Origin of the sequence: Streptomyces mobaraensis NBRC 13819 = DSM 40847, from assembly GCF_017916255.1 — a bacterium.
Classification (GTDB): Bacteria; Actinomycetota; Actinomycetes; order Streptomycetales; family Streptomycetaceae; genus Streptomyces; species Streptomyces mobaraensis.
Window position 1 is genome coordinate 7,399,285 of the sequence record NZ_CP072827.1, and the last position, 19,983, is coordinate 7,419,267.

Below are 19,983 nucleotides of genomic sequence, written 5' to 3' on the forward strand. Positions count from 1 at the left end.
TGACACCCGTGACGCCCCCGCCCCAGGAGACGTATGACGACCCGGATCGCCGCCGTCCACGGCCTGCACGCCCCGCACCGCTACCCCCAGCAGGCCATCACCGACATGATCGCCGCAGGGTTCCAGCGCAACGGCGGCGACCGGCGGCTGCTCGAGACCCTGCACCGCAGCACCCGGGTGCGGACCCGCCACCTGGTGCTCCCCCTGGAGAGATACCCGGATCTGACCGGGTTTCAGGAGACCAACGACGTCTTCATCCGGCAGGCCACGGCGCTGGGGGCCCGGGCGGTCGACGGCGCCCTGCGCGCCGCCGGACTGCGGCCCGCCGACGTGGACCTGCTGATGTTCACCTCCGTCACCGGGCTCGCCACCCCCTCCGTCGACGCCCGCCTCGTCCAGCGGCTCGGCCTGCGCCCCGACGTCAGACGCCTCCCGGTCTTCGGCCTGGGCTGCGTCGCCGGCGCCGCGGGCATCGCCCGCCTCCACGACTACCTGCGCGGCCGGCCCGAGGACGTCGCCGTGCTGCTCTCCGTCGAACTCTGCTCGCTCACCTTCCAGGCGACCGACGCCTCGCCCGCCAACATGATCGCGAGCGGACTGTTCGGCGACGGCGCCGCCGCCGTCGTCGCCTGCGGGGGACAGCGCGTCCCGGCGGCCGAGGGCCCGGCGGTCGTCGCCACGCGCAGCCGGATGTACCCCGACACCGAGCACGCCATGGGCTGGGAGATCGGCGACTTCGGGCTCCGCGTGGTGCTCGACCCCTCCGTCCCCGACATCGTCCGCCACCACCTGGCCGACGACGTCCGCGCCTTCCTCCGCGATCACGGGCTCAAACCGGACGACGTGACGGCGTGGGTCTGCCACCCCGGCGGCCCCAAGATCCTGAACACGGTGACCGAGGTCCTCGGCCTCGCCCCCGACGCCCTCGACCTCACCTGGCGCCACCTGGCCGAGGCCGGCAACCTCTCCTCGTCCTCCGTCCTGCACGTGCTCCGCGACACCCTCGCCGAACGCCGCCCGCCGCCCGGCTCGCCGGGCCTGCTGCTGGCCATGGGCCCCGGCTTCTGCTGCGAACTCGTCCTCCTGCGCTGGTAGGCCACCGTGACCGTGCCCTGGTACGCCCTCCTCCTCGCCGCCGTCGCCGCCGAACGCGGCGCCGAACTCGTCCTCGCCCGCCGCAACGCCCGGTGGAGCCGGGAGCGCGGCGGACTGCCCGTCGACGGCGGCCACTACCCGTGGATGGTCGCCCTGCACACCGCCCTGCTGCCGGCCTGCCTCCTCGAAGTGCTCGCCGCCGGGCGGCCGTTCCGGCCCGTCCTCGGCTGGGCGATGCTCGTCGTCGTCGCCGCCGCGCAAGGGCTGCGCTGGTGGTGCGTCCGCACCCTGGGACGGCGGTGGAACACCCGCGTGATCGTCGTCCCCGGCCTCCCGGCGGTGACCGCCGGCCCCTACCGGCTGCTGCGCCACCCCAACTACGCGGCCGTCGCCGCCGAGGGCGCGGCGCTGCCCCTGGTGCACGGCGCCTGGGTCACGGCCGCCGGCTTCACACTGCTGAACGCCTGGCTGCTCGCCGTCCGCGTCCGGTGCGAGGAGGCGGCGCTCGCGCCCTCCCGCGCCCCCTCCACCGCGTGATCGACGTCCTGGTGGCGGGCGGCGGACCGGCCGGACTGGCGGCGGCCGTCCACGCGGCGCTCGCCGGCCTGGAGACGGTGGTCGTCGAACCGCGCGCCACGCCCGTGGACAAGGCGTGCGGCGAAGGCGTCATGCCCAGCGGCGTGGCCGCGCTCCGCGCGCTCGGCGTCGAGGTGGCCGGGCATCCGCTGCGCGGCATCCGGTACGTCGACGGGCCGCGCCGCGTCGAGGCGGACTTCCGCGGCGGCACCGGGCTGGGCGTCCGGCGGACCGCGCTGCACGCCGCCCTGCACCGGCGGGCCGCCGAAGCCGGCGTGCGGTTCGCGCCCGGCCGGGTGGGCGCGGTCGTCCAGGACGCGGACGGGGTGACGGCGGGGGAGTGGCGGGCGCGCTGGCTGATCGCCGCGGACGGCCTGCACTCCCCGCTCCGCCGCGCCCTGGGCCTCGACCTGCCCGCGCGTCCCGCCGCCCGCTACGGCCTCCGCCGGCACTTCCGCGTCAGGCCGTGGAGCGACCACGTCGAGGTGCACTGGTCCCGGCACGGCGAGGCGTATGTGACGCCGGTGGGGGAGGAGCTGGTGGGCGTCGCCGTCCTCAGCCGCGAACGCCGGGGCTACGACGCCCACCTGACGGCCCATCCGGCGCTGGCGTTCCTGTCGGGCGCCGCGCCCGCGAGCGCCGTGCGCGGCGCGGGTCCCCTGCTCCAGCGCACCCGCGCCCGGACGGCCGGGCGCGTCCTGCTCGTCGGCGACGCGGCCGGGTACGTCGACGCCCTGACGGGCGAGGGCGTCGCCCTGGCCCTGGCGACGGCGGAGGCCGCGGTGCGCTGCCTGGCGGCCGGCCGGCCGTCGGCGTACGAGGCGGCCTGGCGCCGGCTGACCCGGCGGCATCGCGTCCTCACCCACGCCCTGGTCCGGGCCTGCCGGCATCCGGCCGGCAGCGGCCTCGTCGTCCCCGCGGCGCGCGCCCTGCCGCGGGTGTTCGCGGGCGTGGTGCGCGCGCTCCAGTAGGGCCGGCGGACCGGCGCCGGGCCGGGCTTGGCGTTGTCGATCAAAAGAGGCATGATGGATGGATGCCTCAGGCAATTAATGGCCTGGGAACCTACCCGGAGGAGCAGAAATGTCGCACGCCGCGCCGAAGTTACCGATGTACGTGGAGGACATCCTCGACGGCATGGGTGACGACCCCGGGCGCGAGGCGCTGGTCCACGAGGGACGGCGCGTCACCGTGGGCGAGTTCCGCGCCCTCGTGCACCGCATGGCGCGGGCCCTGCGCGCCGAGGGGCTCGGCCGCGGGCACACCGTCACCCTCCTCAGCGGGAACCTGCCCGAGATCATCGCCGCCCGGTACGCGGCCAACCTGCTCGGCTGCCGGGTCAACCACCTCTACAACAAGCTCTCGGCCGAGGTGCAGGCCGGCATCGTCGCCGACGTCGAGACGCGCGCGCTCATCGTCGACCCGCGGCTGGCGGAGCGCGCCGAGGAGGTGACGCGGCTCGCCCCCGTCGAGAGCGTGCTGGCCCTCGGCCCCGCCAAGACCGGCAAGGACCTCCTGGAACTCGCCGCCGCCCAGTCCGGCGAGCCGTTCCCGAGCCAGGCCGAACCCGAGGACATCGCCTCCATCCGGCACACCGGCGGCACCACGGGCCACCCCAAGGGCATCTGCACCACCTTCGCGCAGGCCGGACGCGGCTACCGCGAGGACGAGGACCACACCCCCCGGCAGTTGGTCTGCACGACCATCGCCCACGCCGCCGGACACCTCGCGGACGGCACCCTGCGCCGGGGCGGCGTCCTCGTCCTGCTGGAGGACTTCGACCCGGCCGCCGTGCTCGCCGCGGTCGAACGCGAGCGGATCACCGACGTGTTCCTCCTCCCGCCGCTGCTCTACGCGCTCCTGGACCACCCGGACCTCGCCCGCACCGACACCTCCGGCCTGCGGTGCGTGCTGTACGGCGGCTGCCCGGCGTCGCCCGTGCGGATCGCCGACGCGGTACGCCGCCTCGGGCCCGTCCTCGTCCAGTTCTACGGACAGAGCGAGGCCGGCGGCATCAGCTTCCTGGAGCCCGAGGACCACGACCCCGCGCGGTCCGAACGGCTGCGCAGCGTCGGCAAGGTGCTGCCCGGCGTCGAGGTCGCCGTCCGCGATCCCGCGACCGGCCGGGACCTGCCGCGCGGCGCGCACGGCGAGATATGCGTGCGCTCACGGCAGGTCATGCGGGGCTACTGGAAGCGGCCGGACCTCACGGCCGAGGTGCTGAAGGACGGCTGGCTGCACACCGGTGACATCGGGTTCCTGGACGACGAGGACTTCCTGACCGTCGTCGACCGCATCAAGGACATGATCATCGTGGTGGGCGGGCACGTCTACACGACCGAGCTCGAGGACGTGCTCAACGCGCACCCCGGCGTACGGCAGAGCGCCGTCTTCGGGGTGCGGGACGCCGACGACATGGAGCGGGTGCACGCCGCCGTGGTCCCGGTCCCCGGCGCGGACGTCGGGGCGGACGCGCTGCGGGCGTTCGTCCGCGAGCGGTGCGGCGCGATGTACGAGCCGCACCGGATCGACTTCATGGCGGAACTGCCGCTGACGGACGCCGGGAAGCCGGACAAGAAGGCCCTGCGGCGGGTGGCCGAACGCCAGGCCGGCTGACGGGAGCCGGTTGCTCGGCCGGACGTGGCCGTCATCGAACACGGGGGCTCCCGTGCGGTGACGGCCACGTCGTGCCCGGCGCCGCGGCCGGATCGGGCCGGTCGGCGCCGGGCCAGGACACCCTGCCGGCCCGCGCGCGGTCGGCGAGGACGTCGCTCTCCGTCTGTCGGCCCGTCGGCTCTTCAGCGACCTCTCAGCCCGTCAGCGACGCGATGTGCTCCCGGATCACCCCGATGACCTCCGGCGCGCGGGAGTTGAGGTAGAAGTGGCCGCCGGGGAAGGTGCGGAGGGTGAACGCCGCGGACGTGCACCCGGCCCACGCCTGGGTCTCCTCGACCGTGGCCATCGGGTCGCCGTCCCCCAGCAGGGCCAGCACCGGGCAGGGCAGCGGCGGGCCGGGCCGGTGGCGGTAGGTCTCCACCGCCTCGTAGTCGGCGCGGATCACCGGCAGGAACAGGGCCCGCAGCTCCGGGTCGTGGAACATCCGCAGGTCGCTGCCGCCGAGCCGTTCCATCTCGGCCACGATGCCGTCGTCGTCGCGCAGGTGGACGTCCTCCTGCCGGACGGTCGTGGGCGCGCGCCGGCCGGAGACGACGACGGACAGCGGCGCCGCGCCCTTGTCCGTGAGCCGCCGTGCCACCTCGTAGGCGACCATGGCGCCCATGCTGTGGCCGAACAGCGTCACCGGGCGGTCGCACCACGGCAGCAACTCCTCGGCGGCCCGGTCCGCCAGCTCCTCGACGGAGCGCAGGGGCGGCACCGACCGGTGGTCCTGGCGGCCCGGGTACTGCACCGCCAGCACGTCGAGGGCGGGGGACAGGGCGGCGGAGACGCCGTGGAAGTAGCTCGCCGAGCCGCCCGCGTAGGGGAAGCACACCAGCCGGTTCGCGGCGTCCGGGGCCGGATGGAAGCGCTGGATCCACTTGCTCTTCTCGCGCACGCCGCCGACGGCCCTGCTCGACTCGCTCACGTCACTCGCTCCTCGCCTGTCCGCGTCAGGCGCCCGCTGTGGCCGCCCCGGTCCGTCCCGCGCATGATCCCATCGCGCCCGCGCCGCGGCCAACCCCTAACCGCCCGGCCGCCGTTCGCGATAGGGGGTCCACCCGACCCCTATCGCGCACGCCGGGCGGACAAAGCAAGGGGTCCCACCGCTCCGCAGAGCGGTGGGACCCGGGCCGGAAGTGCGACGGGGGATGGACTACCGGCCCCACATGGTGGTCTGTGCCGCCGCGGCCGTACACCCGGCCGCGGCGCCGTCGTCAGGCGGCGGAGGCGGCGGCCTCCACCGGCCGGAACCGGGTGGCCCGCCAGGTCGGCAGGAGCGTCGCGGCGAAGGTCACCACCGCCGCCCCGGCCACCACCGCCCAGTAGATCCACACCGGCACGGACGGCACGACGCGGTCCAACTTGGCGACGCTGTACGGGAAGAGGGTGATCGCGGCGGCGACGGAGCCGAGGACGATCCCGGTCACGGCGGTCAGCACGCTCTCCGCCGCCATCATCGTCATGACCTGCCGCCGGGTGAAGCCGGTGAGCCGCTGGAGGCCGAACTCCCGGCGGCGCCGCCCGGTGGCGGAGACCAGGGTGTTGACCACCGAGATCACCGTGTAGCCGACGATCATGCCGACCACCAGGTAGTTGATGGTGGCGAGCTGCTGCTGTCCGGCGGTCCGGCCGGCGGTGAGCGCCTCGCTGCCGGCCACCTCGACGCCCGGCTGGTCCTTGACCGCCGCGCCCAGCGCCGCGGTCACCGCGCCCGGGTCGGCCCCGGCGGCCCGCCGCACCACGATCTGCGCGGGCGTCCCGTCCGTGGTGTGCGCCGCCAGCAGCCCGGCGGGCAGCAGCAGCGAGGTCGTCAGGCCCTCCGGCCGGTAGGTGGCGACCACCTTCACCTTCACCGGGGTGCCGTCGCCGAGCCGCAGGGTGATCGTGTCGCCGACCCCGCGCCCCAGCGACTTGGCGTGCTCCACCGGCAGGGCCACGCTGTCGCCGCGCAGCGCGGCGAGCGAACCGGCGGCGGCGTTCACGGAGAGGTTCCCGTCGCCGGTGACGCCCTGGAGCGTCCACCCGTCGTCCGTCTGCTCGGAGTCCTTGGGCTCCTGGACGAAGCCGGTGCTCGTGACGTACTCCGAGGCCGCGGCGACGCCCGGGACGCCGCGGACCTTCTCCAGCGTGCCGGGGGCGAGGCCGCCGGTGCGCGAGGTCAGGACGTCGTCCGCCCGCAGGACGCCGGTGTGCGCGGCGCGGTTGGAGGCGTCCTCGATCTGCTGCATGTACAGCGTGCCGGTGGCGATGCCGGTCAGCAGGACGATGGGGGTGATGGTGGCGGCCATCCGCTGCGCGTGCGTCCGCGAGTTGAGGACCGCGAGCATGCCCGACAGCCCCGACACCGCCCGCAGCGGCACCTTCAGGACCGCGACGACGCCCTTGGCGAAGCCGGGGGCCAGCAGGGCCAGGCCGATCGCCCAGAAGATGCAGGCGGGGGCCGCGACGCCGGCCGTGGTGTCGTCCACCGGCATCGTCATCGTCGTCGCGGCCATCGCGACACCGCCGACGAGGAAGACGACCGACCAGACGATCCGGGCGCGGGTCAGCCAGCGGCCCTCCATCGCGCTCTCGGCCAGCGCCTCGGTGGCCCGGGTCCTGGCGATCTTACGGGCGGTGAGGTACGCGGCGCCCACCCCGGCCAGCAGCGAGGCGGCCACCGCCACCGCGCCCGGCAGCACGCCGAGCCGGAACTCGACGGCCCCGGAGACGATCCCGGCCGAGACCAGCTTGTCGAAGAGGAGCCGGCCGAACAGCGCGCCGGGCAGGCAGCCGAGCACGGACGCCACCAGGGAGACGGCCAGCGTCTCGCCCAGGATCATGCGGCGCAGCTGCGCCGGGGTGGTGCCGATCGCCTTCATCAGCGCCATCTCGCGGTGCCGCTGGCGGATCGTCAGCCCCAGGGTGGACGACGCCCCGAACATGGCCACCAGGACCGCCCAGCCGCCGAAGATGGAGGCCAGCATCAGCAGATTGCGTTGGCTGGCGGCGGCCTTGGGGAACTCCGCCAGGCCCCGCTGGTCACCGGTCAGCGCGACGGCCTTGCCGCCGAGCTGCTTCTCGATCCGCTCGCCGAGCGCGACCGCGTCGGTGCCGGCCGCGGGCAGGACGCCGATCGCGTCCACCGCCCGCGGGTGGCCGCTGAGCGCGCGGGCCTGGGCGTCGGTGAAGAACACGGCGGGCTGGAACGCGTCCCGGCCGCCGTCCTGCCGGACCACACCGGTGAGCCGGAACTCCCGCGGCTCGCCCTGGACCGTGACGAGGACCCGGTCGCCGAGGGAGGCACCGGCCTCCGCGGCCAGCCCGGCGTCCAGCACCACGTCGCCCGGGGCGGCCGGCGCGGCCCCCTTGGCGAGGCGGTAGGGCGCCAGCCGGGCCGACGCCCAGCCGTGGCCCAGCGGACGGTGGTCGGCGCGGGTGACGTCGTCCGACAGATCGGTCACCGGTCGGCCGTCGCGCACGACGGCGACGGGGAAGGAAATGTCGGGAACCGCCTCGCGGACCCCCGGGACGCCGGCGACCTCGCGGACCGTCCCGGCGTCCAGCCGGACCCGCTCCGCCAGGCGCGACGATGCGTACGACTGGTCACCGGCCACCACCACGGGCGCCGCGGCCAGCCGCTGGGCGGGAACCGCGTCGCGGACACCGCTCTCCATCAGCCCGCCGCAGGCCATGATGAGCGCCGCGCCGAAGAACATGGCCACGAAAGTGGCGACGAAACCACCCTTGCGGTAGCGCAGGGTGCTCAGGGCGAGGGACAGCATCAGTACGCGCCCCCCGTCGCGGTGCGCGCCTGCGGGTCGTACACGGACTCCTCGTCCGCCCAGGCACCCAGGCGCGTCATCCGCTCGGCGACCACCTCGGCGGTCGGGTTGTACAGGTCGCCCACGAACCGGCCGTCGGCCAGGAACACCACCCGGTCCGCGTACGAGGCCGCCACCGGGTCGTGCGTGACCATCACGATGGTCTGCCCGAGGGTCCGCACCGACTCGCGCATCAGCCGCAGCACCTCGCGGGCGGTACGGGTGTCCAGCGCGCCGGTCGGCTCGTCGGCGAACACCACGGCCGGACCCGTGACCAGGGCCCGCGCGATCGCCACCCGCTGCTGCTGGCCACCGGACAGCTCGGCGGGACGGTGCCCGGTCCGGGAGTCCAGGCCCACCCGGTGCACCACCTCGTCGATCTGCGCCCGGTTCGCCTTCCGGCCCGCCAGCTTCAGCGGCAGCGTGATGTTCTGCATCACCGTCAGCGCCGGCAGCAGGTTGAACGACTGGAAGATGAACCCGATCCGCTCGCGCCGCATCTTCGTCAGCGCCGTCTCGTCGTACCCGCCGAGGTCCTCACCGTCCAGCAGGACCGTGCCCGAGGTGGGCCGGTCCAGCCCCGCCGCGCAGTGCAGGAAGGTGCTCTTGCCCGAACCCGACGGCCCCATCACGGCGGTGAAGCTGCCGCGCTGGAAGGACAGGCTCACGCCGTCGAGTGCGGTCACCGCGTTGGCGCCCTCGCCGTAGACCTTGCGAACCGCGTTCAGCCGGACTGCGTCGGCGACTGCGATGGTGTCCATTCAAAGCTCCCTGTACCTGTCGCGTGGGGGACGCGATCACACCGTCAACGCTACGGACGGGCCGCCGCGCGGCCGATGGGTCTACGACCACAAAGGGGGTGGAGAAAACTCCACCCCGCCCGAAGGCCCTCCTCCCCTGACCCCGGCCCGGCCGGCGGCGATGCTGGGAGGCGCGGGCGGGCGGACCGGCCGATCGGACCGCCCGCGCGTACTGCATGATGAGGCTCGTGGGGCGGAGGGCCCCCGGGTCAGGGGAGGACGGAGCCAGGTGTGCGAGGCGTGGACCTCAAGGCCGGCGGGCGGGTTACGCGGCCCGGTGCGGACCGGGACGACGGGAGCGGTCCGGCGGCGGGCGGGGGTGGCCCGGTGGTGAGCGGTGACGGCCCTGTGGTGACGGAAGCCGTACGGACCGGGGAGGGCGGCGGCGCCGGGCGGCTGCGCTGGTGCGCGCGCGGCCTGGTGGTCGCGGTGCTCTCCCAGCTCGGCAGCGTCGCCCTGTTCACCGTCACCGTGCTGACCCTGCTCTCCCTGGTCGTCGGCGTGGGCGTGCTCGTCCTGCCGGTCGTCCTGGCCGCGGTCCGCGGGCTGGCCGGCTACCACCGGCGGACGCTCGGCGAGTGGACCGGCACCCCCATCGACACCCCCTACCGCCACCCCGTCGAAGCGGCACCCCACGACGTGGCCGCGTCCTTCCGGCAGTGCCGGCGGCTGCTGGCCGACCCGGCCACCTGGCGCGACGTGCTGTGGCTCCTCCTCGACGGGCCCGTCGGCCTGGTCCTCGGCCTGCTGCCCGCCTCCCTCGTCGCCTACGGCCTCAACGGCCTCTTCGTCACCCCGTTCCTCTGGGAACACATGGGCCCGCACTGGGGGTTCGGGGTGATCTGGCCCATCGCCGACCAGACCGACGCCTACCTCGCCATGCCCCAGGGCGCCCTGCTCGTGGCCCTCGGGCTGCTGACCGCCCGGCCGCTGGTACGGGCACACGGCGCCTTCAGCCGGCTGCTGCTCGCCCCCACCCGCGGCGCCCGCCTCGCCCTGCGCGTCGAGCGGCTCACCGAGACCCGCTCCGAGACCGTGGAATCCCAGGCGGCCGAACTCCGCCGCATCGAACGGGACCTGCACGACGGCGCCCAGGCCCGCCTGGTCTCCCTCGGCATGAAACTCGGCCTCGCCGACACCCTGCTGGACGACAACCCCGAAATGGTCCGCCAACTCCTCGCCGACGCCATGGAGTCCAGCAGCCAGGCCCTCACCGAGCTGCGCGACCTCGTCCGCGGCATCCACCCGCCCGTCCTCGCCGAACGCGGACTCGACGGCGCCGTACGGGCGTTGGCGGTCGGCATGCCGCTCCCCGTCGAGCTGGCCATCGACCTGCCCGGCCGCCCGCAGCCGCCCGTCGAGTCCGCCGCCTACTTCGTGATCGCCGAGACGCTCGCCAACGTCACCAAGCACAGCGGCGCCACCCGCGTCGACGTCCGCCTCTGGTACGCCGACGGCGCGCTCCGGGCCCGGGTCACCGACGACGGCCGCGGCGGCGCCGACCCCGAGGGCGGCAGCGGCCTGCGCGGGCTGCAACGCCGGCTCGCCGCCTTCGACGGAGTACTGGACGTCCACAGTCCGCAGGGCGGACCGACCGTGGTGACGATGGAGCTGCCGTGCGCGTTGTGATCGCCGAAGACCTGGCCCTGCTGCGGGAGGGCCTGGTACAAATACTCACCGCCCACCGATTCGAAGTGATCGAGGCGGTGGACAACGGGCCCGCCATGCTGCGCGCCCTGCTCACCCACCGCCCCGACGTGGCCATCGTCGACGTACGGCTGCCCCCGACCTTCACCGACGAGGGCCTCCAGGCCGCGGTCGAGGCCCGCAGGCAGGTCCCGGGACTGCCCATCCTGGTGCTGTCCCAGCACGTGGAACAGATGTACGCGCGCGAGCTGCTGTCCGACCAGAACGGCGGCGTCGGCTACCTCCTCAAGGACCGCGTCTTCGACGTCCGCCGCTTCATCGACATGCTCCGGCAGGTCGCGGACGGCGGCACGGTCATGGACCCCAAGGTGGTGTCGGAACTCATGGTCAAACACGAGAAGGCGACCAGCCCCGTGCAGTCCCTCACCGAACGGGAACGCGAGGTGCTCGCCCTGATGGCCGAGGGCCGCTCCAACGCGGCCGTCGCCGCCAAGCTGTTCGTGTCCGAGAAGGCCGTCAGCAAACACACCAACAGCATCTTCACCAAACTGGGACTCGCGGCCTCCGGAGACGACAACCGGCGCGTCCTGGCAGTACTCGCCTACCTCAACGCGTAGGCGCCGACCAGCGGAGCGGGAGCGACGACGTCATGCACGACACCGGAGCGGTACCGATACGAACGTCGAGGGAGACCGGGAAACCCGGGACACCGGGGAAGGCCGGACGGAAGGAGTGGACCGGACTGGCCGTCCTCATCCTCCCCGTCCTGCTGGTCTCCCTCGACATGCAGGTGCTCTCCTACGCCCTGCCCTTCATCAGCGCCGAGCTGGCGCCCAGCGGCTCCCAGCTCCTCTGGATCGTCGACATCTACCCCTTCGTCCTCGCCGGACTCCTGCTCACCATGGGCTCACTCGGCGACCGGATCGGCCGGCGGCGGCTGCTGACGCTCGGCGCCGTCGTCTTCGGACTGGCCTCGGTGACCGCCTCCCTCGCCACCGACCCCGTCCTGCTCATCGCCACGCGCGCCCTCCTCGGCCTCGGCGGCGCCACCCTGATGCCGTCCACCCTCTCCCTCATCCGCACCATGTTCACCGACGACGGGCAGCGCCGCGCCGCCATCGCCGTGTGGACCGGCGCGTTCGCCGCCGGCGCCGTCCTCGGACCGCTGCTCGGCGGCGTCCTGCTGGAACACTTCTGGTGGGGCTCCGTCTTCCTCGTCAACCTGCCCGTCATGGCGCTGCTGCTCCTTCTCGCCCCGGCGCTGCTGCCGGAGTCCCGGGCGACCGGGCCCGGCCGGTTCGACCTGCTCAGCGCCGCGCTGTCGCTGGCCGCCGTGCTGCCCGCCGTCTACGGCATCCAGAAGACCGCCGAGGACGGCCTCCACCCCGTACCGGCCGCCGCCTTCGCCGCCGGCCTGGCCGTCGGCTGGTACTTCCTGCGGCGCCAGCGGCGGCTTGACGAACCCATGCTGGACGTCCGGCTGTTCCGCGACCGGGCGTTCAGCGCCTCCGTCGCCACCAGCGTGCTCGCCATCTTCTCCCTCGTCGGTTCCGGGCTGTTCACCACCCAGTACCTCCAACTGGTGCTCGGCTACGGGCCGTTGCGTGCGGGCCTGTGGGCGCTGCCCGCGGCCGGCGCCGCCCTGGCCAGTTCGGCCCTGGCGCCCCTCCTGGCGCGGGCCGTCCGGCCCGTGGCCGTCGTCGCGGGCGGCCTGGTCGTCGCGGCCGGCGGGTACGGGGTGCTCACCCGCCTCGACGCGGATTCCGGCGTCGCGGTGATCGTCACCGGCACCGTCGTCATGGCGGCCGGCATCACCCTCGTCATGACCACCACCTCCGACCTGGTCATCGCCACCGCCCCCGCCGACCGGGCGGGTTCGGTCTCCGGGCTCTCGCAGACCGCCACGGAGTTCGGCGGCGCCTTCGGCATCGCCGTCCTCGGCAGCATCGGCACCGCCGTCTACCGGCACGACATGGCCCGCCACCTCCCGGACGGCCTCCCGCCCGGCGCGGCGACCACGGCCCGGGACACCCTCGGCGGCGCCGTCGACACGGCCGGCCGCCTCCCGGCGGACACCGGCGCCGACCTCCTGGCCGCCGCCCGCGACGCCTTCGCACACGGCCTGCGGATCGCCTCGTGGACGACGGTGGGGCTGCTGCTGGCGATGGCGGTGGTCTCGGGGTTCCTGCTGCGGCACACGGTACGGAGCGGGGGCGGCGGAGCGCCGGGGGAGGGGGCGGCTGACGAGAGGGCCGGGCAGGCCGAGGAACCGGCCGCCGCGGAGGCGGGCGGACCGGGCGGTCGGGCCGGAGACGGGCGGTGAGGCCGCGGCCGGACGGGGTCGCACCCGACGTCCCGTCCCGCGTCCGTCGGCCGGGCGGCCGTCGGCACCCGGCTTCTTGCCGGAACGGCATGATTTCTTGTCCGCCGGGAGGCGCCGGGCGAAGGTGCCGGTATGACGGAGAACGCGAAGAACCCCAGTGATGTGGATGTGGTGGTCGTCGGCGGCGGAGCCGCCGGCCTGTCCGGTGCGGTGACGCTCGCCCGGTCCCGGCGGTCCGTGGTGGTCGTCGATTCCGGCGAACCCCGCAACGGCCCCGCCTCCGGTGTGCACGGCCTGCTGTCCCGGGACGGTATCGCCCCCGGCGAACTGCTCCGGACGGGCCGGGAGGAGATCACCTCGTACGGCGGCCGGGTGATCGACGACCGGGCGGTGTCCGCCGCACGCGACGGCGACGGATTCGTGGTGGTGACGGCGGGCGGGCGCCGCTTCCGGGCCCGCCGGCTGCTGGTGGCCACCGGGCTCGTCGACCGGCTCCCCGAAATCGACGGGCTGCGGGAGCGGTGGGGGCGGGACGTGCTGCACTGCCCGTACTGCCACGGGTGGGAGGTGCGCGACCGGCCGGTCGGGGTGCTGGCCACCGGCCCGGCCGCGGTCCACCAGGCGCTGCTCTTCCGGCAGTTGTCCGACCGGGTCACCCTGTTCCGGCACACGGGCGGCGACCTGGCCGAGGACGACTGGGAGCGGCTGGCGGCCCGCGGGATCGCCGTGGTGGACGGGGAAGTCGCCGCACTGGAGGTCGAGAACGACCGCCTGGTGGGCGTACGGCTGACGTCGGGAACGCGGGTTCCGCTCGCCGCGCTGGCCGTGACCCCCCGGCTGGAGGCCCGGGACGACGTGCTCGCGGGTCTCGGACTCACGGCTGCGGAACACCCGTCGGCCATCGGGGACCAGGTAGGTGCGGATGTCACCGGACGCACCGCCGTGCCGGGGGTGTGGGTCGCGGGAAACGTGGCGGACGTGACGGACGGGGTGGTCGGGGCGGCCGCCGCAGGGGTACGGGCCGCGGCCGCCCTCAACGCCGACCTGGTCGCCGCCGACACCGACGCCGCGCTCGCCCGCCGCCGCGCCGGGCGGCCCACGGCGGCCTTCACGCCGGAGGCGGAGGCGGCCCTCTGCGGGCGGGTGCTGGGCGACCGCCGCCACGGCCTCGACGGCACGGTACCGTCCGGCGCACCCCGGCAGGGCTGACGCGCGGGCGTCGCGCGACGCCCGCGGCGCGCCGTCAGGTCGTGCGGGCCCGGAGATGGGCGCGCTCGCCCTGGCTGCCGAACAGCACCAGCAGTTCGACCGGCCGGTCGTCAGCCGGTCCCATCCAGTGCGGCACATGGGTGTCGAACTCGGCCGCCTCGCCGGGGGTGAGCACGAGGTCCCGATCACCGAGGATCAGACGCAGCCGGCCCTCCAGGACGTACAGCCACTCGTAGCCCTCGTGCGTCCGCGTCTCCGGCTCGGTCCCGGCCGGTCGTGGCGGGATGACCAGCTTGTGGGCCTGCATCCCACCGGCCCGGCGGGTCAGCGGAACGTACGTCAGGCCGGGGCGGCGGACCGGCCGCAGGTGGATGCGGGGATCCCCGGTCTGCGGGGCACCCACCAGTTCGTCCAGCGGGACGCCGTACGCGCGGGCCAGCGGGAGGACCAGTTCGAGCGTCGGCTTGCGCTCACCGCCCTCCAGACGCGACAGCGTGCTCTCCGAGATCCCCGTCGTCCGCGACAGTGCCGCCAGCGTGACCCCGCGCCGCCGCCGCAGCTCCCGCAGCCGGGGGCCGACGGCGGCGAGGGTCTCCTTCAGTTCGTCCCGTTCGTCCATGCGCACCACCTTGCCGAAACGGCATGAACGCGTGCAACCGATCGCCCGGCCGTCCGCCGGGGTTCGAAAACTTCGACAACTTCGACAACTTCGACGACTTAGAGAACTTCGACAACAGGGAGCACCTCCATGACGGACAGGAACGCCGACACCGACCGGGCCCCCGAAGAGGCCGCACGCTTCTGGGAGCGCGTCTACGCCGACCGGGCAGAGCCCGTCTGGTCGGGCCGCCCCAACCCGCTGCTCGCCGAGACCGCGCGGGCCATCGCCCCCGGAACCGCACTCGACCTGGGCAGCGGCGAGGGCGGGGACGCGGTGTGGCTGGCCTCCCGGGGCTGGACGGTCACCGCCGTCGACATCGCGCCGACCGCCCTGGCCCGTACCACCGCGCGGGCCGTCGCCGCCGGCACCGCCGTCGCACAGCGGCTGACCGTCGAACAGCACGACCTTGCCCGCACCTTCCCCGCCGGTACCTTCGACCTGATCAACGCCCAGTACCTGCAGACCCCGTTCGACCTGCCCCGGGCCCGGGTCTTCCAGCGTGCCGCGCGGGCGCTGGCCGCCGGAGGGCTTCTCCTCGTCGTCGACCACGGCTCCGTCCGGCCCTGGTCCTGGGACCCCGACCCCGACACCCGCTTCCCCGCGCCGGAAGAGATCTACGACGCGCTCGACCTGGACCCCGCCGTGTGGCGGCCCGAACGCCTCGACCGCCCCCGGCGCGAGGCCACCGGGCCGGGCGGGCAGACGGCCATGGTCACGGACACGGTGGTCGCGATCCGTCGGTTGACGGGTTGACGAATCGGAACGGAGTGCGGGGTGCCGACGACGTGTCGCGTTCCGGGCCATGGGCCACCGCGCGGGCTTGAGCGGGTGGTCCGGAGGAAGGGCTGACGCGGCCGCGGGCGGAGCCCGGGGCGGGCCTCAGTTCGACGTGTACGGGATGTACCACTTCATCCATTGGTTGGAGTCCGAGAAGGGGCTGGTGTAGACGTTGCCCTTCATATTGGAGTCCAGGGCGCGCTTGTTCTGCTTGTTGAGCAACCAGTACACGTCCTTCATCACATAGTGCTGCTCCCACCACTGCCGGGGGTCTGTCGAGTCGCAGGGTTTGGCCGTCACGAGGTCGCTTCCCGGTCCCCCGCCGGTGAGGCAGAGGTGGGTCTTGGTGCTCTCCAGCATCAGACCGCTGCCGGTGGCGTGGAAGATCCAGCGCTGGTAGGGGTTGTTCGCACCGCAGCCGTTGCTGTTTCCCCTGGTGTAGACGGCCCCCTCTTTGTCGCCGTCGAGGCAGTATCCCGTCTGCCAGTTGGCGAGCCCGCTGCTCATGCTCTGGGCGGATGCCGGGGCCTGCGTGGCCATGACGGTCACGCAGGCCGCGGCGATCAGAACGCCGACCGTTCCGGTCTTCTTTTTCACAGAGATCTTCACTGGTCACCTTTCGTGGAGAATGCACTGCCCCGCCGGGGCGGGGCCCGGCCCTGCCGGTACGGTCCGGCAGGGGCCGGTTGTTCATGGAAAGCTGGTGCTGCCTGTCCTGGCAGGCCGCGCAGGAGCGTCGTGCGGCGCGGCCGGCCGGCGGAACTCCCTACCGTCAGGGCTTGTGGAAGCGGAGGGCGAGGAAGGGGACGAGGGGCGGGACGCCGCCGGTGCCGAGACGGATCTGCGAGATGTTGGAGTACGCGCGTCCGTCGACGTACACGGGATTGCTGGTCCCGCCTCCAGTGGTTCGATGGGCGACGCGGGACAGGGCCGACCACTGGGTCTGCAGTCCGACCCCGAAGTCGCCGAGGCTGTCCGGGTAGCTACCGTCGCTTGAGTCGTATCCGTGGTTGAGGACAGCGGCGATGCGGTTTCGGATCCAGCCGAAGCGCGCGGCCTCGGCAGTGGCACCGATGATGTAGGCCAATTGGCGCCGGTAGTTGTAGCGCGAGTCGTAAGTGAAGTTGCCCAGTTCCCGCAATCTGTCCCGCATGGCGCGCGCGGTGTAGGGCATGCGACCGCGAGTCGTTTGGCCGTCCAGCTCGTTGTAGTTTCCTTCGTAGATCTGGTGGAAGAGCGGCGCAGTCGGCAGGTTTCTGGCTCTCCGAACCTGATCCGCCAGAGGAAACGCATAGGAGTCGTCTCTGAACTGGTAGTTCACACTGTTGATGGTGAAGCCGCGCAGGTACATGTCGTCCAGGCTGAAGTACAGGATGTGATGGATCCCGCGCTCGCCCCGGCCGTTGATGGTCCAGATGCTGACTTCGACGACGCGGTTCGTGCGCGTCCCTCTCGGCGTGTCAAACATGTCCTCGGTGTCAACCCCGGCCATGGGGCTGGCCGCGGCTTCACGGAGCTGATTGACGAACCGTCGGTACCGGTCCTCACGCTCTTGGCCCGCGCCTTCGGCGTCCAGGTTCGTCAGGTCCCAGGTGAGCCTGAGGTACTGCTCGGTGGTCTCGGCGTGGGCCGGCCTGGTGCCCACGGTCACCAGGGTGCAGGTGGCCAGAAGGGCCAGGAGCAATGTGCCCAGCCGTCTGCCCACGTGCCGTACGGCGCCTATCGGATGCATCGGGGTGGCCTTTCCTGAGGCGGTCGGCGCGGGCCGGCCGCTGAGGCGGGGGCTCCGCGAAGAGGAAGGTGGCGGTTCGGGAGGCGCCGGTGTTCCGGGCCTTGTCCGCGCCGCAAGCCAACCCGAGGCACCGGTGGCAGACCAGGCATTTCCACCGGCAGAAGTAGCGTCAGGCATACTTCTGCCGGATGGCTTCGCCACTTCTGCCGGTCACGTCGATCAGGGGATGCACACGGATGGACACCGGGACACCGGCCGGCGGCGACTTCGGCGCGCACCTGCACGCGCTGCGCACCGGCGCGGGCCTCAGCCAGGCGGAGCTGGCGCAGAGTGCCGGAGTCAGTGTGCGCGGGCTCTCGGACATGGAGCGAGGCCGCTCCCGCGGCCCGCAGCGCCGGACCGTGCAGGCCCTGGCCGCCGCCCTGCGCCTGGATGCCGCGGCTGCCCGGGAACTGGAGCGCCTGGCGAGCCTGGGCCGCCCCCGCCCCGCCGATGTCAAGGCCGCCCGCCCGGCCGCCGGACCCACCGGCACCGGCGATACCACCACCTCGCGGACGCCACCCGCGCGGACGGCCGCCCACCACACGCTCACCCTGCCCCGCGACCTGAGCGACTTCACCGCCCGCGGCCCGGCCCTCGACCGGCTCCGCGCCCTGGTGGAAGACCTCGATCCGGCCCGGCCGCCCATCGCGGTGGTCTGCGGACAGCCGGGCCTGGGCAAGACCGCCTTCGCCGTGCACGCCGCCCATACCCTGGCCCCGCACTTCCCCGACGGGCAGTTCGCCCTCGACCTGCGCGGCATGGACCCTCGTCCCCTCGCTCCCCGCGACGCACTCGCCCGGCTCCTGCGCGCCCTGGGAATCCCCGCGGACGCGATCCCCGCCGACACCGAGGACCGCTCCGGCCTGCTGCGCTCCGTCCTGCGCGAGCGGCGCGTCCTGCTCCTGCTCGACAACGCCGCCGGCGAGGACCAGGTCCGCCCCCTGCTGCCCGGCCAGGGCCCCACCCTCACCCTGGTCACCAGCCGCCACGCCCTGGCCGGCCTCGAAGCCGTCCACCGCACCGAACTCACCCTGCTGCGCCGCGAAGAAGCCGTCGAACTGATCGTCCGCGTCATCGGACCCGAGCGGGTCCGGCGCGAGGCCCAGGCCGCCCGCGACCTCGCGGAGTTGTGCGGGCACCTGCCGCTGGCCGTGCGCATCGCCGCCCAACGCCTCGCCGCCCGCCCCGGCGAGCGCCTGGCCAAACTCGCCGGCCGGCTCGCCGCCCACGAAGACCGCCTCGATGCCCTGCGCACCGGCTCCCTCCAGGTACGCGCCGCCTTCGCCCTGTCCTACCGGCAACTGGACGAGGCCACCCGCACCGTCTTCCGCCGCGCCGCCCTCGCCGACGGCCCCGACGTCAGCCCCGAGACCGCCGCCCTCCTGGCCGGTCTGCCCCCGCGCCGGACCGCCCGCTGCGCCCAGGACCTCACCGACGCCGGCCTCCTGCAGCCCCACCCCACCAGCGACCGCTACCGCTTCCACGACCTGCTGCACCTGTTCGCCATCGAACAGACCGCCGAAGAGGACACCCCGGCCGACATCACCGCCGCCCGCACCCGCACCGACGCCTGGATGCTGCGCCGCGCCGCCGCCGCAGCGCAGCTCTTCAACCCCGACCACCAGCCCGACACCCCCGGCGGAGACCCCGACCCGGCCACCGCGCCCGCCGGCCAGGAGCAAGCCCACGCCTGGCTGGAGGCCGAACGGGCCCAGTGGCTCGCCGCTTTCCACCGGGCCCAGGCGGCCGGCCGGCACCAGCAGGTTCTCGACACCGCCGAGGCGATGCACTGGTTCTCCGACCGCGTCCTGCACTGGGAACTGTGGGCGGAGGTCTTCGGGCGGGCCGTCGACTCGGCCCGCGCCCTGGGCAGCCGACGCGACGAAACCGTCCACCTCAACTACCTCGCCTGGGCCCACACCACCTGCCGCCACGACCACACCACCGCGCTGAGCACCGCACAGGCCGCCCTGGCCCTGGCGCGCGAGAGCGACGACCGGCTCCAGGCCGGCTGGGCCCTCAACTACGCGGCACGCGCACTCAACGGACTCGGACGGACCGACCAAGCCATCGCCCACCTCCACCAAGCCGCCGACTGCCTCAGCCACCGGAGCGACGCGCAAAGCCGCCTCGCCGAACTCTCCACGCTCAACCTCCTGGGCCAGCACTTGCGCCAGGTCGGCCGCCCGGACGAGGCCCTTGCCATCCACCGGCGCAGCGAGGCTCTGTGCCGGGCCGGCATCCCGGGGAAGCCGCACGAACTGATCAGCCTGTACCGGGCGTCGGTCCAGCGGCACATCGGCAACGACCTCGCGACGCTGCACCGCTGGGAGGAGGCCGAAGCGCCGCTGCGGCACGCGGTCGCCCGCTTCGAGGCGGCACGCATGCCCGCCTGGAGCGAACCGGTCCGCCTGGACCTCGGCATCGTCCTGCGCCACCTCCACCGCACCGGAGAGGCCCGCCGCACGCTGACCGCCGCCCACGATGCCCTCGTCGGACTCAACCACCCCCGTCAACTCGAAGCCGCCGCCCAGCTGCTCCTGCTCGACGAAGCCGGCAGAGCCGATGGCGACAGTCCGACCGCCGGGCACACAGGATCCATGAGCCGTCCCGACCTGAACGGCGACTGAGAAAGTGCGCTGAGAACAACGAAGCGGCGG

16 protein-coding genes are annotated in these 19,983 nt (G+C 73.9%); 10 read left to right on the top strand and 6 right to left on the bottom strand.

The window, feature by feature from the left end:
- The first annotated feature begins 33 nt into the window (after positions 1-33).
- From J7W19_RS32005 to J7W19_RS32020, 4 genes are all read left to right on the top strand, one after another.
- The gene (locus tag J7W19_RS32005) at positions 34-1,095 is read left to right on the top strand and encodes a type III polyketide synthase (protein WP_004948551.1); all 1,062 of its coding nucleotides are present in this window, start codon (positions 34-36) and stop codon (positions 1,093-1,095) included.
- Positions 1,096-1,107: 12 nt separating this feature from the next.
- Complete coding sequence (locus J7W19_RS32010) at positions 1,108-1,632, top strand: isoprenylcysteine carboxyl methyltransferase family protein (RefSeq protein WP_040890890.1); 525 nt, start codon at positions 1,108-1,110, stop codon at positions 1,630-1,632.
- Positions 1,629-2,642, top strand: a complete 1,014-nt coding sequence (locus J7W19_RS32015) for an NAD(P)/FAD-dependent oxidoreductase (protein WP_040890892.1) — start codon at positions 1,629-1,631, stop codon at positions 2,640-2,642. The genes J7W19_RS32010 and J7W19_RS32015 overlap by 4 nt, the downstream gene beginning before the upstream one ends.
- Positions 2,643-2,751: 109 nt before the next feature.
- On the top strand, positions 2,752-4,284 hold the full coding sequence (locus J7W19_RS32020) for an AMP-binding protein (RefSeq protein WP_004948561.1): 1,533 nt from the start codon (positions 2,752-2,754) through the stop codon (positions 4,282-4,284).
- Between the two features lie 193 nt (positions 4,285-4,477).
- Here J7W19_RS32020 and J7W19_RS32025 read toward each other — a convergent pair whose 3' ends face one another.
- From J7W19_RS32025 to J7W19_RS32035, 3 genes are all read right to left on the bottom strand, one after another.
- Complete coding sequence (locus tag J7W19_RS32025; protein WP_004948564.1) at positions 4,478-5,254, bottom strand: thioesterase II family protein; 777 nt, start codon at positions 5,252-5,254, stop codon at positions 4,478-4,480.
- A 289-nt stretch (positions 5,255-5,543) separates the two neighbouring features.
- A complete protein-coding gene (locus tag J7W19_RS32030; RefSeq protein ID WP_004948567.1) occupies positions 5,544-8,093 on the bottom strand; it encodes an ABC transporter permease in 2,550 nt (849 codons plus the stop codon).
- Positions 8,093-8,893 carry an ABC transporter ATP-binding protein gene (locus tag J7W19_RS32035; protein WP_004948569.1) on the bottom strand — a complete coding sequence of 267 codons (801 nt, stop codon included), beginning with the start codon at positions 8,891-8,893 and terminating at the stop codon, positions 8,093-8,095. Before J7W19_RS32035 ends, J7W19_RS32030 begins: the two co-directional genes overlap by 1 nt.
- 279 nt (positions 8,894-9,172) lie before the next feature.
- Here J7W19_RS32035 and J7W19_RS32040 point away from each other — a divergent pair, with 279 nt between their 5' ends.
- The 4 genes from J7W19_RS32040 (at position 9,173) to J7W19_RS32055 (ending at position 14,111) form a co-directional block, all read left to right on the top strand.
- On the top strand, positions 9,173-10,561 hold the full coding sequence (locus J7W19_RS32040; protein WP_004948572.1) for a sensor histidine kinase: 1,389 nt from the start codon (positions 9,173-9,175) through the stop codon (positions 10,559-10,561).
- A complete protein-coding gene (locus J7W19_RS32045; protein WP_004948576.1) occupies positions 10,549-11,196 on the top strand; it encodes a response regulator in 648 nt (215 codons plus the stop codon). Before J7W19_RS32040 ends, J7W19_RS32045 begins: the two co-directional genes overlap by 13 nt.
- A gap of 32 nt (positions 11,197-11,228) precedes the next feature.
- Entirely contained in the window at positions 11,229-12,902 is a 1,674-nt protein-coding gene (locus J7W19_RS32050; RefSeq protein WP_004948581.1) for an MFS transporter, read from the top strand.
- A 132-nt stretch (positions 12,903-13,034) separates the two neighbouring features.
- On the top strand, positions 13,035-14,111 hold the full coding sequence (locus J7W19_RS32055) for an NAD(P)/FAD-dependent oxidoreductase (RefSeq protein WP_004948583.1): 1,077 nt from the start codon (positions 13,035-13,037) through the stop codon (positions 14,109-14,111).
- 34 nt (positions 14,112-14,145) lie between these two features.
- On the opposite strand, the gene J7W19_RS32060 is transcribed toward J7W19_RS32055, so the two are convergent.
- Positions 14,146-14,730: a helix-turn-helix domain-containing protein gene (locus tag J7W19_RS32060; protein WP_004948586.1), complete on the bottom strand. Its 585-nt coding sequence runs from the start codon at positions 14,728-14,730 to the stop codon at positions 14,146-14,148.
- Between the two features lie 129 nt (positions 14,731-14,859).
- On the opposite strand from J7W19_RS32060, the gene J7W19_RS32065 reads away from it, so the two are divergent.
- On the top strand, positions 14,860-15,525 hold the full coding sequence (locus J7W19_RS32065) for a class I SAM-dependent methyltransferase (RefSeq protein WP_004948589.1): 666 nt from the start codon (positions 14,860-14,862) through the stop codon (positions 15,523-15,525).
- Between the two features lie 126 nt (positions 15,526-15,651).
- Here J7W19_RS32065 and J7W19_RS32070 read toward each other — a convergent pair whose 3' ends face one another.
- The gene (locus J7W19_RS32070) at positions 15,652-16,158 is read right to left on the bottom strand and encodes an RICIN domain-containing protein (RefSeq protein WP_004948591.1); all 507 of its coding nucleotides are present in this window, start codon (positions 16,156-16,158) and stop codon (positions 15,652-15,654) included.
- Positions 16,159-16,321: 163 nt separating this feature from the next.
- The gene (locus J7W19_RS32075; RefSeq protein ID WP_233478203.1) at positions 16,322-17,254 is read right to left on the bottom strand and encodes a ribosome-inactivating family protein; all 933 of its coding nucleotides are present in this window, start codon (positions 17,252-17,254) and stop codon (positions 16,322-16,324) included.
- Positions 17,255-17,517: 263 nt separating this feature from the next.
- Here J7W19_RS32075 and J7W19_RS32080 point away from each other — a divergent pair, with 263 nt between their 5' ends.
- Positions 17,518-19,953: a helix-turn-helix domain-containing protein gene (locus J7W19_RS32080; RefSeq protein WP_004948596.1), complete on the top strand. Its 2,436-nt coding sequence runs from the start codon at positions 17,518-17,520 to the stop codon at positions 19,951-19,953.
- The last annotated feature ends 30 nt before the right edge of the window (positions 19,954-19,983 follow it).

What these genes read in the sequence shown, in the direction of transcription:
- J7W19_RS32005 (WP_004948551.1), top strand. Translation starts at nt 34, where the DNA reads ATGACGACCCGGATCGCCGCCGTCCACGGCCTGCACGCCCCGCACCGC.
- J7W19_RS32020 (WP_004948561.1), top strand. Translation starts at nt 2,752, where the DNA reads ATGTCGCACGCCGCGCCGAAGTTACCGATGTACGTGGAGGACATCCTC.
- J7W19_RS32030 (WP_004948567.1), bottom strand. Translation starts at nt 8,093, where the DNA reads ATGCTGTCCCTCGCCCTGAGCACCCTGCGCTACCGCAAGGGTGGTTTC.
- J7W19_RS32035 (WP_004948569.1), bottom strand. Translation starts at nt 8,893, where the DNA reads ATGGACACCATCGCAGTCGCCGACGCAGTCCGGCTGAACGCGGTTCGC.
- J7W19_RS32050 (WP_004948581.1), top strand. Translation starts at nt 11,229, where the DNA reads ATGCACGACACCGGAGCGGTACCGATACGAACGTCGAGGGAGACCGGG.
- J7W19_RS32055 (WP_004948583.1), top strand. Translation starts at nt 13,035, where the DNA reads ATGACGGAGAACGCGAAGAACCCCAGTGATGTGGATGTGGTGGTCGTC.
- J7W19_RS32060 (WP_004948586.1), bottom strand. Translation starts at nt 14,730, where the DNA reads ATGGACGAACGGGACGAACTGAAGGAGACCCTCGCCGCCGTCGGCCCC.
- J7W19_RS32065 (WP_004948589.1), top strand. Translation starts at nt 14,860, where the DNA reads ATGACGGACAGGAACGCCGACACCGACCGGGCCCCCGAAGAGGCCGCA.
- J7W19_RS32080 (WP_004948596.1), top strand. Translation starts at nt 17,518, where the DNA reads ATGGACACCGGGACACCGGCCGGCGGCGACTTCGGCGCGCACCTGCAC.